This is a genomic window from Streptomyces sp. CLCI03 (genome assembly GCF_053615355.1).
Map to the genome: position 1 here is coordinate 5,795,609 of NZ_CM132132.1, position 14,122 is coordinate 5,809,730.

Below are 14,122 nucleotides of genomic sequence, written 5' to 3' on the forward strand. Positions count from 1 at the left end.
GATACCGTACGGCCTCACCGGCCGGCGTCCCCTACGGCGGTGGGTGGGGTCCCAGCGGCACGTGCGCCCGTACCGGCCCCCAGCGGGCCCGCACCACGCACACCGCCATGACGGCGGTGATGGCCGCCAGGTGTTCCTTGCCCGCCAGGTTGTCCTTGACCAGCACCTCGCCGATCATCGCCAGGATCACCAGGGCTCCGGTCAGGTACGCCCGGTAGCGCCAGCAGAGGTAGATGGCGAGCCCGACCACCGCCGCCGAGGGCCCGGTGTCGTTGACGATCCGGTCGGACACCGGCAGGCCGAGGGGATGCTCCGGCCCGAGCGCGAGCCCGATCCGCGCGTACGTGGTCCCGGCGAGGGTGGCGACGTAGCCGATCAGCAGGGTGCGCCACCAGCCGATGCAGATCTCGGCGATGCCGAAGACGAGCAGGATCTGTGCGAGCGCCCCCCACACCGGCAGGTCCAGGGCGGGGACGAACAGGGACAGCGGGGTGCGCAGGAGGGCCAGTCCGAGCGGGTCGGCGGCTTTGACCGATCCGAGGTTCTGGACCGGCTGGAACCCCCAGGAGGTGTTCTGCACGATCTGGAAGACCGAGGTCAGGCAGACCGCGCCGATGGTCATCGGGATCGCCCGCCACCTGTCGCGCACGAGCGCGTCCCGGACGGTCCAGAACATGGGTCCCCACTCACGGCGGGCGAACTGCCGGAGTGGGGACGTGTTCCACGCTGTCAACGGCGGGTCTCCAGGTGTCTGCGGTGCAGCCACTTCGGAAGGCCGGGGGCCTCCAGGAAGCCCTCGGCCCGGCCGGCCGCGACACCGATCCGCAGCAGGTCCGAACTCTTCTCGAAGAGCATGAACCGCGGTTCCCAGATCGGCCGGTATTTGGCGTTGGCCCGGTAGAGGGACTCGATCTGCCACCAGCGGGAGAAGAAGCTGAGCAGCGAGCGCCACATCCGCAGCACCGGACCGGCGCCGAGGCGGGACCCGCGCTCGAAGACGGACCGGAACATCGCGAAGTTGAGGGAGACCTGGGTGACCCCGATCTCCTTGGAGCGTTCGAGGAGTTCGATGACCATGAACTCCATCAGGCCGTTCTCGGAGTCCCGGTCCCGGCGCATCAGGTCCAGCGACAGACCCTTGGGTCCCCACGGTACGAAGGACAGCACGGCCCGCAGTTCGCCGTTGCCGTCGGTGCACTCCAGCATCACGCACTGGCCGTCCGCGGGATCACCCAGTCGGCCCAGTGCCATGGAGAAGCCGCGCTCGGTGGCGCCGTCGCGCCAGTCGTCGGCGCGGCGCACCAGCTCGGCCATCTCGTCGGCCGGGATGTCGTCGTGCCGGCGGATGCGCACGGTGTACCCGGCCCGCTTGACGCGGTTGAAGGCCTGCCGGACGGTCCGCATGGCGCGGCCCTCCAGGGTGAACTCGGCGGTCTCGACGATCGCCTCGTCACCGAGTTCGAGGGCGTCCAGGCCGTGCCGGGCGTAGATCTGTCCGGCTTCCTCGCTCGCCCCCATCACGGCCGGTACCCAGCCGTGCTCGCGGGCCTCGGCCAGCCACGGGTCGATGGCGCCCGGCCAGGCCTCGGGGTCGCCGATCGGGTCGCCGGAGGCCAGCGAGACCCCGCCGACGACACGGTAGGTGACGGCGGCCTTGCCGGTGGGGGACCAGATGACGGACTTCTCGCGGCGCAGCGCGAAGTAGCCGAGCGAGTCGCGATCGCCCTGCCGGGCCAGCAGCGCCCGCAGTCGCTCCTCGTCCTCCTCGCTGATCGGGTCGACGGCGCGGCGCGAGCGGAAGGCGGCGAACAGCACGGCGAGCAGCAACAGCATCGACATGACGTTGATGACGACGTCCACCCAGCCGGGCGTGGTGATCGCCTCGGAGGCCCGCTCACCGGGCGTGAGGGTGATCAGCCGCATCACGCCGTACCACCAGCGCTCCGGGAAGGAGGCCTCGGCGCTCAGCGGGGAGGTGTTGGTGGCGCCGACGAGCAGCGCCGCGATCAGGGAGGTGAGGAGCAGGCCGACGGCGGCGACGGCGCTGGCGAGCGTCGGGTTGGACCGGTCGCCCTTGGCGTAGAACTCGCGTCGGCCCAGCAGCAGGGCGCCGGTGAAGGCGGCGGTCAGGACCAGGGAGACCCAGTTCTGCGCGTGTTCGCGGATCTCCTCGTGCGTGGAGAGCGCGTTGGCGAGGAGCAGGGCCAGGAGGCCGCTGAGGACGAGGTTGAGGATCCAGGAGGCCCGCTTGCGGCGGCCGAGGGTGACGGCGAGCAGCAGGGTGAACAGCCCGGAGGCGAACCCCGCGGTGAGCATGTACGGGGTGTAGAAGTCCTCGACGTTGTGGCGTCTGAGGTCCTGCCCGAGCGAAACCCACACCGCGCTGAGGAAGTTGATGAAGGTGACGGCGCGCAGGTACCACACCGCGAAGGCGGCGCCGTGCCGTGAACGGGCGCTTCCGCGGCCGGTCTCCCGGCCGCTGCCCGCCGCCCTGCCGGCGGGGTCGCCGCCGGTCTCTTTCCTGCCGGCTGACGGACCGTTCGCCGGTACGGCGCTGCGGTCGGTCTCTGCGCTGGTCAAACGGACCTCTCCCATAAAAAGCGATCATATGGGGCATAGCTGTCCGTCGTTGTGCGGTCGGGGACCACGGCCTGGTCAGGGCCGCGGGCCCCGGCGGCTCATTCCGTCGGCTCCTCCGCCGCCCGCTCCGGGAGTTCCGCCGCGAGTGCGGCGGCCGCCTGGACGAGGGGGAGAGCCAGCAATGCCCCGGTACCTTCACCTACTGTGACGCCGTGATCGAGGACGGGGTTGAGCGCCATTCGGTCAAGTGCCTTCGCCTGGCCCGGCTCGCCGCTGGCCTGTCCGGCCAGCCACCAGTCAGGAGCCCGGAACGCGGCCCGCTGGGCGACCAGCCCGCACGCGGCCGAAACGACACCGTCAAGGATGACGGGGGTACGGCGCACCGCGCACTGGAGGAGGAATCCGGTGATGGCGGCCACGTCCGCGCCGCCGACCGCGGCGAGCAGCGCCACTTGGTCGCCGAGGACCGGGCGGGCCCGGCGCAGCGCGTCACGGATCGCGGCGCACTTGCGCATCCAGGCCAGGTCGTCGATGGGCAGGCCGCCGCGGCCGGTGACCACCGAGGCGTCGGTTCCGCACAGCGCGGCGACGAGGGTCGCGGCGACCGTGGTGCCGCCGACGCTGAGGTCACCGAGGACGACCAGGTCCGTACCGGAGTCGGCCTCCTCGTCGGCGATCCGCATCCCGAGCCGCAGCGCGGCCTCGGCCTCCTCGACGGTGAGCGCGTCCTCCACGTCGATCCGGCCGCTGCCCCGTCGGACCCGGTGCCCGACCACGTCCGCGGGGAGCAGCTCGGGGTCGCAGTCGAGCCCGGCGTCGACGATCCGTATGGTGGCGCCGAGCCGGCCGGCCAGGACGGCGACGGGGCTGGCGCCGTCCAGGACGGCCCGCACCAGTTCGTGGCCGGTGGACGCGGCCCGGGCGGAGACGCCCGCGGCGGCGATCCCGTGGTCGGCGGCGAACAGCACCACGCGCGGGCGTTCGATCGGTGTGACCGGAACCCGACCCTGCGCGGCGGCGAGCCACTCGGCGAGTTCGTCGAGCCGGCCCAGCGCGCCGGGCGGGACGGCGAGGCGCTCACGGCGTTCCTCGGCGTCACGCCGGACGCCCCCGTCGGGGCGCTCGATCAGATCGGAGAAGTCGTCGAGATTCAGCGTGCTCATCTGCCAGAGAGTACAGCCGGTAAGGCCCTCCCTCAGGCCTTGGGCGCCCGGTTCCGGCCCGGCCCTGGAACGGCGGAACACCCGCCGGCGAACCGGCCGTCGGACCCGCCGGAGATCTCCCGTCGGCGCGCCGCGCCGACTCCTTCCCCGCGGCTCCCGCACTACTCCTTGAGTACGGTCACCAGGCCCGCGACGACGAGGAGCACGTGCTCGCACTCGCCCGCGACGGCCGCGTTCAGCCGACCCAGCTCGTCCCGGAAGCGACGGCCCGAGGAGGTCGCCGGGACGACCCCCGAGCCGACCTCGTTGCTGACCAGCACCACCGGACGGCGGGTCGCGCGGACGGCCGCCACCAGTTCGGCGGTCCGCTCGGCGAGTTGCTGCCGCCCGCCCTTGGCCCACACCTCGTCGTCCCACGCCCCGGCCCGGTCCATCGCGTCCGTCAGCCACAACGCCAGGCAGTCGATCAGCAGCGCCGGGCCGTCGGCGGCCAACAGCGGTACCAGCTCGCACGTCTCCACCGTCCGCCAGCTCGCCGGCCGGCGCTCCCGGTGCAGTCCGACCCGCTGGGCCCATTCCGCGTCGCCGTCCCGGGTGCCGCCGGTGGCCACGTAGACCACCTCGGGGAAGGACTCCAGCCGCCGCTCCGCCTCCACGGACTTGCCGGAGCGGGCCCCGCCCAGCACCAGCGTCCGGCGCGGCAGGTCCGGCACCACCGCGTACTCCCCGACGATCACGGTCGTCCCGTCCGGTACCGCCCGGGCCCCGGCGGCCGCACAGCGGCGCTCCAGCTCCCGGCCCGGCGGGGTGTCGTGGTCCAGGTGGACGGCGATCACGTCCGTGCCCGGGCCGACGGCGCCGCTCGCCCTCAGCCGCGCCAACGCCTCGGGCCGGCCCAGCACGTCCATGAGGACCATGTCGAACGGGCGCTGCCCGGCCCGGTCGGCGACCCCGGCCGGGGCCCCGCCCGGCGGCAGGTACAGCAGCCGGACGCCGTCCGGGCCGGTCACCTCGTACCCGGTGCCCGGCGCGTCCATCGGCACCGCCCGCACCCGGTGACCGGAGATCACCGCGAGCTCCCGCCCGTCCGGCACCCGCCCGGCGGCCGGCAGGCCGGGCGGCAGCTCGACCGCGGGCCCGTCGTGCGGGTGGGTCAGCAGCACCTGCCGTACCCCGGCCAGGGAATGCCCGGCCCGGGCGCCCGCCAGCACCGCCCCGGGGGTCAGGTCCAGCAGCAGCGCCCCGTCGACGAGCACCGCCGTGGCGGCGCGGGAGCGCGTGCCGACGGACACGGCGCAGGCCGCACAGGGGCAGCCGGGGCGGGGCAGCCCCTCGGGTGTTCCGGTGCCGAGCAGAGTGAGTTCCACAGGATGATCCTCCCGCGTCGCCGAGACTGCTGCGCGCCCGGTTACTCTGCGGGCACACTCAGGACAGGAAGCGTGCGAGCAACGGAGGCGGACATGGCGTGGACGTGGCGGTTCGAGACGGCCGACGGCACCGAGACGAGCCCGTCGGTGGTACCCGAGGAGTTCACCACGCAGGGGGACGCGGAGTCCTGGGTCGGTGAGTACTGGAAGGACCTGCTGGAAGGCGGCGTCGAGCAGGTGAAGCTGTCCGACGACAGCGGGACCGAGCTCTACACGATGAGCCTGCGGGCCGCACTGGACGCGTAGCCCTGCCGGAGTCACGGTGGAGGAAGGGGCGGGCCGGGGAGAACCCGGCCCGCCCCTTCTCACACATGTCCCCTGCGGACCCGCACCGGCCGGCGGTCCGGTCGGCAAGGTCAGCCCCGGACCCCGCACAGGTGCAGCAGCGCGGCCACACCCCGGTAGGGGTCGATCCGCCCGGCGCGGTCCTCGGCGGCCAGCAGCCGCTCCAGCTCCTCGTCGGGCGGGAGGACCTCGCCCGCCTCGGTGCCGTCGGTGAAGACACGGACGCCGTACCAGGACTGCAGCGGCGCACCGATCCCCGACAGGGTGGCCGTCAGTCCGGCCAGCCGGTCGGCGCGGACGTCCAGGCCGAGCCGGTTCGTGTAGTCGGTGGAGTCGAACGCGGCCAGCGCGCCCTTCCAGTCACCGTCCAGGCCCGGCCGCATGGCGAGCGCGTCGCCGTTGCGCACCAGCAGGGACAGCAGTCCGCCCGGGGCCAGCATCCGGGCCAGCCCGGCCAGCATCGCGTCCGGTTCGGGCACGTACATCAGCACCCCGTGGCACAGCACCACGTCGAAGCTGCCCGGCAGGAAATGGGCGCCGGTCTCGCGCCCGTCCCCTTCCAGGAGGGTGACCCGGTCACGGATCCCTTCGGGCTCCGCGGCCAGCGCCTCACGGGCGACGGCCAGCATCCCGGCGTCCTGCTCCAGGCCCGTCACCTTGTGCCCGGCGCGAGCCAGCCGCAGCGCCTGCGTGCCCTGGCCCATGCCGACGTCGAGCACGCGCAGCCGCTGCCCGACCGGGAAACGTTGCGCGATCTGCTCGTCGACCTGTCGGCCCACGAGCTCCTGCCGGACCGCGTTACGCAGTCCGCCCAGGCCTTCCAGCCAGAGCCGGGCGCCTTCCGCGAAGCCTTCCCCCGAGGCGCCGGGCGTGGCTCGGCTCAGGGCCGTTCCCCACGCTTGACCTGGGGCTTCGGGAGACGGAGCCGGCGCATCTGGAGGGTGCGCATGAGGCCGTAGGCGATGGCGCCGCGGCGGGGCTCGTCCGGGAAGCGCGTGACCAGGGCCTTGCGGAGGCGGAAGACCAGGCCGACGGAGTCGAGGAGGATCAGGACGATCACACCGAGCCACAGCATCAGCGCGATGTTCTGGATCGCCGGCTGCCGCACCATGCTCAGCACCAGGATGACGACCGCCAGGGGCAGGAACATCTCGGCGACCGAGTAGCGGGAGTCCACGTAGTCGCGGACGAACCGGCGCACGGGACCCTTGTCACGGGTCGGCAGGTAACGCTCGTCGCCGTTGGCCAGCGCTTCGCGCTGCTTGGCCATCTCGGTACGACGGCGCTCACGGGCTCGCTTGGCATCCTCCTTGCGATTGCCGGTCGAGGCCACCACGGCCTTGCGCTGCGACTGGGCCACAGCACGCTTCGGCGTAGGGCGGCCCTTCGGGGCCTGCGGGTCACGGGGCTGCGAGAGGTCGGCGCTCACCTTGTCGGTGGCGGCGGCCTTCTCTTCCTTGGAGGAGCGGCTACCAAACACAAAACCCAAGCCTACGTGGTTGCGGGCATGGGCCCCACCCCGCTGGGGAACGATCCGGCAACGGCGGGCGTCCTTCCCCTTGCACGGTCCGTGCGGTGGGCCCGCCCTCCTGGGATCACCTACTCCTTACGCCTGATGGGGCGGGGGCGTAGTCGTCCTGGAGGAGGAGCGCATCCGTACTCGAACAGTGCGGTAATGGAGACAGGGCCCGTACTGTGGGTTCTGTCGGTGACCTGGAGCACAGTCCGTCTAGAAGGGGGCGCGCGAAGCCCATGAGCGGTGTCATGAAGCGTATGGGGATGATCTTCCGCGCGAAGGCGAACAAGGCCCTTGACCGGGCCGAGGACCCGCGCGAAACCCTCGACTACTCGTACCAGAAGCAGCTGGAGCTGCTGCAGAAGGTGCGCCGCGGAGTCGCCGACGTGGCGACCTCCCGCAAGCGCCTGGAGCTGCAGCTCAACCAGCTCCAGGGGCAGTCCGCCAAGCTGGAGGACCAGGGCCGCAAGGCCCTCGCCCTGGGCCGCGAGGACCTGGCCCGTGAGGCCCTGTCCCGGCGCGCCTCGCTCCAGCAGCAGGTCAGCGACCTGGAGGTGCAGCACCAGACCCTCCAGGGCGAGGAGGAGAAGCTGACGCTGGCCGCCCAGCGGCTGCAGGCCAAGGTGGACGCCTTCCGCACGAAGAAGGAGACCATCAAGGCCACCTACACGGCGGCCCAGGCCCAGACCCGGATCGCGGAGTCCTTCTCCGGCATCTCCGAGGAGATGAGCGACGTCGGCCTGGCCATCCAGCGCGCCGAGGACAAGACCGCGCAGCTGCAGGCCCGCGCCGGCGCGATCGACGAGCTGCTGGCCTCCGGCGCGCTCGACGACCAGAGCGGCCTCGGCTCCAAGGACGACATCCAGGCCGAGCTCGACCGTCTCTCGGGCGGTACGGACGTGGAGCTGGAGCTCCAGCGCATGAAGGCCGAGCTGGCGGGCGGCCCGGCCGACCGGCAGCAGGCCATCGAGGGCGGCGCCCAGGGCAACGGGCAGCAGCCGCAGGCTCCGCACCGGTTCGACAAGCAGTAGGACGGGGCCCGTCATGATTGTCCGCATCATGGGGGAAGGCCAGGTGGAAGTGGCCGACAGCCACTTCCCCGAGCTCAACAAGCTGGACGACGAACTGCTCGCGGAGATGGAGGGCGGTGACGAGGACGGCTTCCGGCGGACGCTGGGCGCGCTGCTCGACGCCGTGCGGCGCCTCGGCACGCCGCTCCCGGACGACGCGCTGGAACCGTCCGAGCTGATCCTCCCCGCGGCGGACGCCGGGCTGGACGAGGTCAGGGAGATGCTCAGCGACGACGGCCTGATCCCGGGCTGAGCCCCGGACCGGGTCACCGACAGCACGGCGGCGGGTCCCTCCCCTCCGAGAGGGGGCCGGACCCGCCGCCGTCGTCGTCAGGGCGGGGGCGGTTTCTCCAGGGACACGCGGTGATCGGGGTCCGGGGTCCCGCCGATGAAGTTCTCGAACGCGCGCCGCGGCCGCGCCCAGCGCCGGTCGTGGTGGTAGGCCCGTAGCTCGGTCTTGGCCCGGGCCCGCGGCCGGTTCGCGTAGAACCGCTTCGCGTACGGGGATCCGGGCCGGGCCAGCCGGATCGCACCGACCAGCGCCACCAGGGGGACGACCAGGCCGAAGAGCGCGGTGCGCGCCTTGCCCTTCCACAGGGCGATCAGGGCCAGGCAGAAGTTGGTGGCCCCGTTCATGACGACCAGGCCCCGGCTCTGGCGCTCCTCGGTCGACAGGTCGTTCACCCCGAAGGGTACGAATCCGCCGATGACCAGGGCCACGACGGCGGCCGTGATGACCACGAGCTCCACGCTCTTGCGGCCCTGCTCGCTCCAGTACACGTCGTCCAGGTGCAGGATCAGCGCGAACTCGTCCAGGACCAGGCCCGCGCCGAGCCCGAAGATCACGGCGGACACGCACGCGCCGAAGCCGTAGCGGCCGGTGCCGACCGCGCCGAAGCCGCCGATGACGACGAGGATCACGCCCGGCACCACGTGGTGGACGTGCAGACCGCCCGGGGTGACGTTCTTGAAGGGGCCCCGGCCCGCCCGGATCATCCGGGTGATCACACGGGTGACCAGGAACGACATCACGAACGCGAGCAACGCGAGCAGGAGCGGCAGCTTCCCCGGTTCGACGATGTTCCGATACCACCAGTGACCCATCCCACTGACTCCCTGTTTGGCATGTAATGGGTAATTTACCGCCCGCGACGAGCGGGTACCGTTCCCGCCGATGACAGATTCGTTCGACGGCCCGCCCCAGACGCCGCCCGCGGAACGCGCCTCGTTCCTCGACGGCGTCCGTTTCGCGTTCGGCACCCTCACCGTGCTGCCCGCCCGCATCACCCGCTGGGACCGCCCCGCCGCCCGCACCGGAATGGCCTGCGCCCCGCTCGCCGGACTGGTCGTCGGCGTGCTCGCGGCCCTGCCCGGAGTGCTCCTGCTGCTGCTCGGCGCCGGCCCGCTGCTCGCCGCGACCCTCACCGTCGCCGGACCGGCCGCGCTGACCCGGGCCCTGCACCTGGACGGCCTCGCCGACACGGCCGACGGCCTCGGAAGCGCCAAACCGGCCGACGAGGCCCTGCGGATCATGAAACAGTCCGACATCGGCCCCTTCGGCGTCGTGACCCTGGTGATCGTGCTGCTCCTCCAGGTGGCCGCCCTGTCCGAGATCTACGCCGACAGCTGGATCCGGGGCGCCCTCGCCGCCGTCGTCGCCGCCGTGGCGGCCCGCCTCGCCATGACCCTGGCCTGCCGCGAAGGCGTCCCGGCGGCCCGCCCCGGGGGACTGGGCGCCGCCGTCGCCGGCGTGGTCCCGCGGCGCGCAGCCGCCCTGATCGCCGCGCTCACCGTCGCCGCGGCCGCGGCCGCCGCCCTGCCCATGGGCCTGCCCGCCGCCGGCCGGACCGCGGCCGCGGTCCTCGCCGCCCTGCTCGCCGCTCAGCTGCTGCTCCGCCGCTGCGTACGCCGCTTCGACGGGGTCACCGGCGACGTCTTCGGCGCCCTGGCCGAGGTCGCGGCGACCACCGCCCTGATCGTCCTCGCCCTCGGCTGAGCGGGTGGCCGGCGCCCCCGCGTACCCTCACCCCGTGGACCACACTGCGACGGACCTGCCCTCCGCCGCGCCCGTCAGGGTGCTGCTCGTCGACGACCAGGCACTGCTGCGCAGCGCCTTCAAGGTGCTCGTCGACTCCGAACCGGACATGGAAGTCGTCGGGGAGGCTTCCGACGGGGCCCAGGCCGTCGAACTCGCCCGCCGTACACGCCCCGACGTCGTCCTCATGGACATCCGGATGCCCGGCACCGACGGGCTCGCCGCCACCCGCATGATCAGCGCGGACCCGGAACTCGCCGACGTGCGCGTGGTGATGCTGACGACCTTCGAGGTCGACGAGTACGTGGTCTCGGCCCTGCGGGCCGGCGCCTCCGGCTTCCTCGGCAAGGGCGCCGAGCCGGACGAACTGCTCAACGCCATCCGTGTCGCCGCGGCCGGCGAGGCCCTGCTCTCCCCGGCCGCCACCAAAGGGCTCATCGCCACCTTCCTCGCCCAGGGCGGCGGTACCGACCCCGCCGCCGCGGCCTCGGCCGGGTCGCACGCCCAGCGGCTCGCCGCACTGACCGTCCGGGAGCGCGAGGTCCTCGTACACGTGGCGGCGGGACTGTCGAACGACGGGATCGCCGGGCGGCTGGAGGTCAGCCCGCTGACCGTCAAGACCCACGTGAACCGGGCGATGGCCAAGCTCGGCGCCCGCGACCGGGCCCAATTGGTGGTTATTGCCTACGAATCAGGACTGGTCCGCCCACGCGCGGAGTAGCGCGGCCCCGTACGACGTACTCCAGACGCGGTATGCCGCACATAAGGACGGCACCTGCGAGCGACGAAACGCGCGACCGCTGTGCGACAGGGTAGGAGTGCCCTCGCGTTCGTCACTGCAGAGAGATCTCATACCCATGTCCTGGCTGTCCCGCTTCAGCCTGGCCCAAAGGGCCCTGGTCGGCCTCGTGTCGATCGTGGCGCTCCTCTTCGGCGCCATAGCCATCCCGCAGCTCAAGCAGCAGCTGCTGCCCTCCATCGAATTGCCGATGGTGTCCGTGCTCGCGCCGTACCAGGGCGCCTCGCCCGACGTGGTCGAGAAGCAGGTCGTCGAACCGATCGAGGCCATGCTCAAGGGTGTCGACGGCCTCACCGGCATCACCTCCACCGCCAGCGAGGGCAACGCCCTCATCATGGCCACCTTCGACTACGGCGACAGCGGCACCAAGCAGCTCGTCGCCGACGTCCAGCAGGCCGTCAACCGGGCCCGCGTCCGGCTGCCCGCCGAGGTCGACCCGCAGGTCGTGGCCGGTTCCACCGACGACATCCCGACCGTCATCCTGGCCGTCACCTCCGACAAGGACCAGCAGGCGCTCGCCGACCAGCTGGAACGTTCCGTCGTGCCCGTCCTCTCGGACATCGAGGGCGTCGGCCAGGTCACCGTCGACGGGGTCCAGGACCTCCAGGTCACCGTCACCCCCGACAACGCCAAGCTCGCGGCCGCCGGCCTCGACGGCGCCTCCCTCGCCCAGGGCCTCCAGGCGGGCGGCGCGGCCGTCCCCGCCGGTTCCTTCGACGAGGCGGGCAAGAACCGCACCGTGCGCGTCGGCGGCGGCTACACCTCCCTCGCCCAGCTCGAAGAGCTGCGCCTGAGCCCCGGCCCGGGCAAGCCGGCCGTCCGCCTCGCCGACGTCGCCACCGTCAAGCAGGAGCCGGCCAAGGCCGTCTCCATCACCCGCACCAACGGCAAGCCCAGCCTCGCCCTCGTCCTCACCATGGACAAGGACGGCAGCGCCGTCGCCATCTCCGACGCGGTCAAGGACAAGCTCCCCGAGCTGCGCACCGCGCTCGGCGCCGGCGCCGACCTGACCGTCGTCAGCGACCAGGGCCCGGCCGTCGCCAAGTCCATCTCCAGCCTCACCACCGAGGGCATGCTCGGCCTGCTCTTCGCGGTGATCGTGATCCTGGTCTTCCTGGCCTCGCTGCGCTCGACGCTGGTCACGGCGGTCTCGATCCCGCTGTCCGTCGTCCTCGCGCTCATCGTGCTGTGGACCCAGGACCTCTCGCTCAACATGCTGACCCTGGGCGCGCTCACCATCGCCATCGGCCGTGTCGTCGACGACTCGATCGTGGTCCTGGAGAACATCAAGCGCCACCTCGGCTACGGCGAGGAGCGCGAGGCCGCGATCATCACCGCGGTCAAGGAGGTCGCCGGCGCGGTCACCTCCTCCACCCTCACCACCGTCGCCGTCTTCCTGCCGATCGGCCTCACCGGCGGCATGATCGGCGAGCTCTTCGGGTCCTTCTCGCTCACCGTCACCGCGGCCCTGCTGGCGTCGCTGCTCGTCTCGCTGACGGTCGTACCGGTGCTCTCGTACTGGTTCCTGAGCGCACCCAAGGGCGTCGAGCCCGGCAACGCCGAGAGCGCGGCCAAGGCCCGCCGCGAGGCCGAGGAGAAGGAGGCGCGCAGCCGCCTCCAGCTCTTCTACGTCCGTGTCCTGGGCTTCGCCACCCGCCGCCGGCTCACCAGTGTGGCCATCGCGGTGGTCGTCCTCTTCGGCACCTTCGGGATGACCCCGCTGCTGAAGACCAACTTCTTCGACCAGGGCGAGCAGGAAGTCCTGACGGTCAAGCAGGAGCTCGCCCCCGGCACCTCGCTGGCCGCCTCCGACGAGGCGAGCCGCAAGATCGAGCAGGTGCTGTCCTCGGTCGACGGCGTCAAGAGCTACCAGGTCACCGTCGGCTCCTCCGGCTTCCTCGCGGCCTTCGGCGGCGGTACGGGCTCCAACCAGGCCTCCTACCAGGTCAGCCTGAAGGACTCCGGCAAGGCGGACGCCGTCAAGAAGGGCATCGAGAGCAAGCTGGCCGCCCTCGACGGCATCGGCGAGACCCGCATCGTCGCCGGTGACGGCTTCGGCAGCCAGAACCTCAGCGTGGTCGTCAAGGCCGGTGACGGCAAGGTCCTCGCCGAGGCCGCCGAGCAGGTCCGCGCCGAGGTCGCCAAGCTCAAGGACGTCGCCGACGTGCAGAGCGACCTGTCCCAGTCCGTGCCCCGCATCTCCGTGACCGCCACCCCCAAGGCGGCCGAGGCCGGCCTGAACCAGGCCGCGCTCGGCGCGATCGTCGCGCAGGCCGTCCGGGGCAACCCGGCGGGCAAGGCCGTCCTCGACGACACCGAGCGGGACATCGTCATCAGGTCCGCGCAGCCGGCCACCACCCTGGCCGAACTGCAGGCGCTCCCGGTCGGCCCCCTCAAGCTCGGCGACATCGCCGAGGTCAAGGAGGTCCCCGGCCCGGTCGCGATGACCCGGATCGACGGCGCCCGCGCCGCCACCGTCACCGCCCGGCCGCTCGGCGACAACACCGGCGCGGTCAGCGCCGAGCTGCAGACCAAGCTCAAGGCCCTGGACCTGCCCGAGGGTGCCACCGCCTCCATCGGCGGCGTCTCCGAGGACCAGGACGAGGCCTTCGGCTCGCTGGGCCTGGCCATGCTCGCGGCCATCGCGATCGTGTTCATGCTGCTCGTGGCGACCTTCCGGTCGCTGATCCAGCCGCTGATCCTGCTGGTCTCCGTCCCGTTCGCGGCGACCGGCGCACTCGGCCTGCTCATCGCCACCGGCACCCCGATGGGCGTTCCGGCGATGATCGGCATGCTGATGCTCATCGGCATCGTGGTGACCAACGCGATCGTCCTGATCGACCTGGTCAACCAGTACCGCGCCCAGGGCCTGGGCGTCGTCGAGGCGGTCATCGAGGGCGGCCGGCACCGGCTGCGCCCGATCCTGATGACGGCCCTGGCGACGATCTTCGCGCTGCTCCCGATGGCGCTGGGCGTCACCGGCGAGGGCGGGTTCATCTCGCAGCCGCTCGCGGTCGTGGTGATCGGCGGTCTGGTCAGCTCCACCCTGCTGACGCTGCTGCTGGTGCCGACCCTCTACACGATGGTCGAGCTCCGCAAGGAGCGTCGTCGTGCCAAGCGCTCGGCGAAGCGCGAGGCCCGCCTGACGGTGGTCCCGACCCCCGCCGCCTCGGAGGACGAGGTCCCGGCCAAGGCCTGACACCCGTCGCACGACAGCCGAAGGGCCGCCCCTCGACACGAGGGGCGG

At 72.3% G+C, this 14,122-nt stretch carries 13 protein-coding genes; 6 read left to right on the top strand and 7 right to left on the bottom strand.

Features of this window, described 5'->3' with window-relative positions:
- Positions 1-31: 31 nt before the first annotated feature.
- The 4 genes from ACWG52_RS26730 to ACWG52_RS26745 all read right to left on the bottom strand — a co-directional run bounded on the left by ACWG52_RS26730 (position 32) and on the right by ACWG52_RS26745 (position 5,110).
- Entirely contained in the window at positions 32-676 is a 645-nt protein-coding gene (locus tag ACWG52_RS26730) for a hypothetical protein (RefSeq protein ID WP_033221916.1), read from the bottom strand.
- 53 nt (positions 677-729) lie between these two features.
- Positions 730-2,595: a phosphatidylglycerol lysyltransferase domain-containing protein gene (locus ACWG52_RS26735; protein ID WP_389812236.1), complete on the bottom strand. Its 1,866-nt coding sequence runs from the start codon at positions 2,593-2,595 to the stop codon at positions 730-732.
- Positions 2,596-2,678: 83 nt separating this feature from the next.
- Positions 2,679-3,743 (bottom strand): nicotinate-nucleotide--dimethylbenzimidazole phosphoribosyltransferase, encoded by a 1,065-nt coding sequence (gene cobT / locus ACWG52_RS26740; RefSeq protein ID WP_389812234.1) that lies wholly within the window; start codon positions 3,741-3,743, stop codon positions 2,679-2,681.
- Positions 3,744-3,904: 161 nt separating this feature from the next.
- Positions 3,905-5,110 carry a bifunctional adenosylcobinamide kinase/adenosylcobinamide-phosphate guanylyltransferase gene (locus tag ACWG52_RS26745; protein WP_389812231.1) on the bottom strand — a complete coding sequence of 402 codons (1,206 nt, stop codon included), beginning with the start codon at positions 5,108-5,110 and terminating at the stop codon, positions 3,905-3,907.
- A 93-nt stretch (positions 5,111-5,203) separates the two neighbouring features.
- On the opposite strand from ACWG52_RS26745, the gene ACWG52_RS26750 reads away from it, so the two are divergent.
- Positions 5,204-5,416 (top strand): hypothetical protein, encoded by a 213-nt coding sequence (locus ACWG52_RS26750; RefSeq protein WP_030731088.1) that lies wholly within the window; start codon positions 5,204-5,206, stop codon positions 5,414-5,416.
- Positions 5,417-5,526: 110 nt separating this feature from the next.
- Here the strand turns inward: ACWG52_RS26750 and ACWG52_RS26755 are convergent, their stop codons facing one another.
- Together ACWG52_RS26755 and ACWG52_RS26760 are read right to left on the bottom strand one after the other, a co-directional pair.
- Positions 5,527-6,270 carry a class I SAM-dependent methyltransferase gene (locus ACWG52_RS26755; protein WP_371589802.1) on the bottom strand — a complete coding sequence of 248 codons (744 nt, stop codon included), beginning with the start codon at positions 6,268-6,270 and terminating at the stop codon, positions 5,527-5,529.
- A 65-nt stretch (positions 6,271-6,335) separates the two neighbouring features.
- Complete coding sequence (locus ACWG52_RS26760) at positions 6,336-6,944, bottom strand: DUF3043 domain-containing protein (RefSeq protein ID WP_106971430.1); 609 nt, start codon at positions 6,942-6,944, stop codon at positions 6,336-6,338.
- 263 nt (positions 6,945-7,207) lie between these two features.
- On the opposite strand from ACWG52_RS26760, the gene ACWG52_RS26765 reads away from it, so the two are divergent.
- Together ACWG52_RS26765 and pspAA are read left to right on the top strand one after the other, a co-directional pair.
- On the top strand, positions 7,208-8,002 hold the full coding sequence (locus ACWG52_RS26765) for a PspA/IM30 family protein (protein WP_389812226.1): 795 nt from the start codon (positions 7,208-7,210) through the stop codon (positions 8,000-8,002).
- Positions 8,003-8,015: 13 nt separating this feature from the next.
- Positions 8,016-8,294, top strand: a complete 279-nt coding sequence (pspAA, locus tag ACWG52_RS26770) for a PspA-associated protein PspAA (RefSeq protein WP_033221909.1) — start codon at positions 8,016-8,018, stop codon at positions 8,292-8,294.
- 77 nt (positions 8,295-8,371) lie between these two features.
- Here pspAA and ACWG52_RS26775 read toward each other — a convergent pair whose 3' ends face one another.
- Positions 8,372-9,145, bottom strand: coding sequence for a hypothetical protein (locus tag ACWG52_RS26775; RefSeq protein WP_389812222.1), 774 nt, complete (start codon positions 9,143-9,145; stop codon positions 8,372-8,374).
- A 70-nt stretch (positions 9,146-9,215) separates the two neighbouring features.
- Here ACWG52_RS26775 and ACWG52_RS26780 point away from each other — a divergent pair, with 70 nt between their 5' ends.
- The 3 genes from ACWG52_RS26780 to ACWG52_RS26790 all read left to right on the top strand — a co-directional run bounded on the left by ACWG52_RS26780 (position 9,216) and on the right by ACWG52_RS26790 (position 14,074).
- Entirely contained in the window at positions 9,216-10,037 is an 822-nt protein-coding gene (locus tag ACWG52_RS26780) for an adenosylcobinamide-GDP ribazoletransferase (RefSeq protein WP_389812219.1), read from the top strand.
- Positions 10,038-10,071: 34 nt separating this feature from the next.
- The gene (locus ACWG52_RS26785) at positions 10,072-10,797 is read left to right on the top strand and encodes a response regulator (RefSeq protein WP_389812216.1); all 726 of its coding nucleotides are present in this window, start codon (positions 10,072-10,074) and stop codon (positions 10,795-10,797) included.
- 136 nt (positions 10,798-10,933) lie between these two features.
- Complete coding sequence (locus tag ACWG52_RS26790; protein WP_453126172.1) at positions 10,934-14,074, top strand: efflux RND transporter permease subunit; 3,141 nt, start codon at positions 10,934-10,936, stop codon at positions 14,072-14,074.
- Positions 14,075-14,122: the final 48 nt, after the last annotated feature.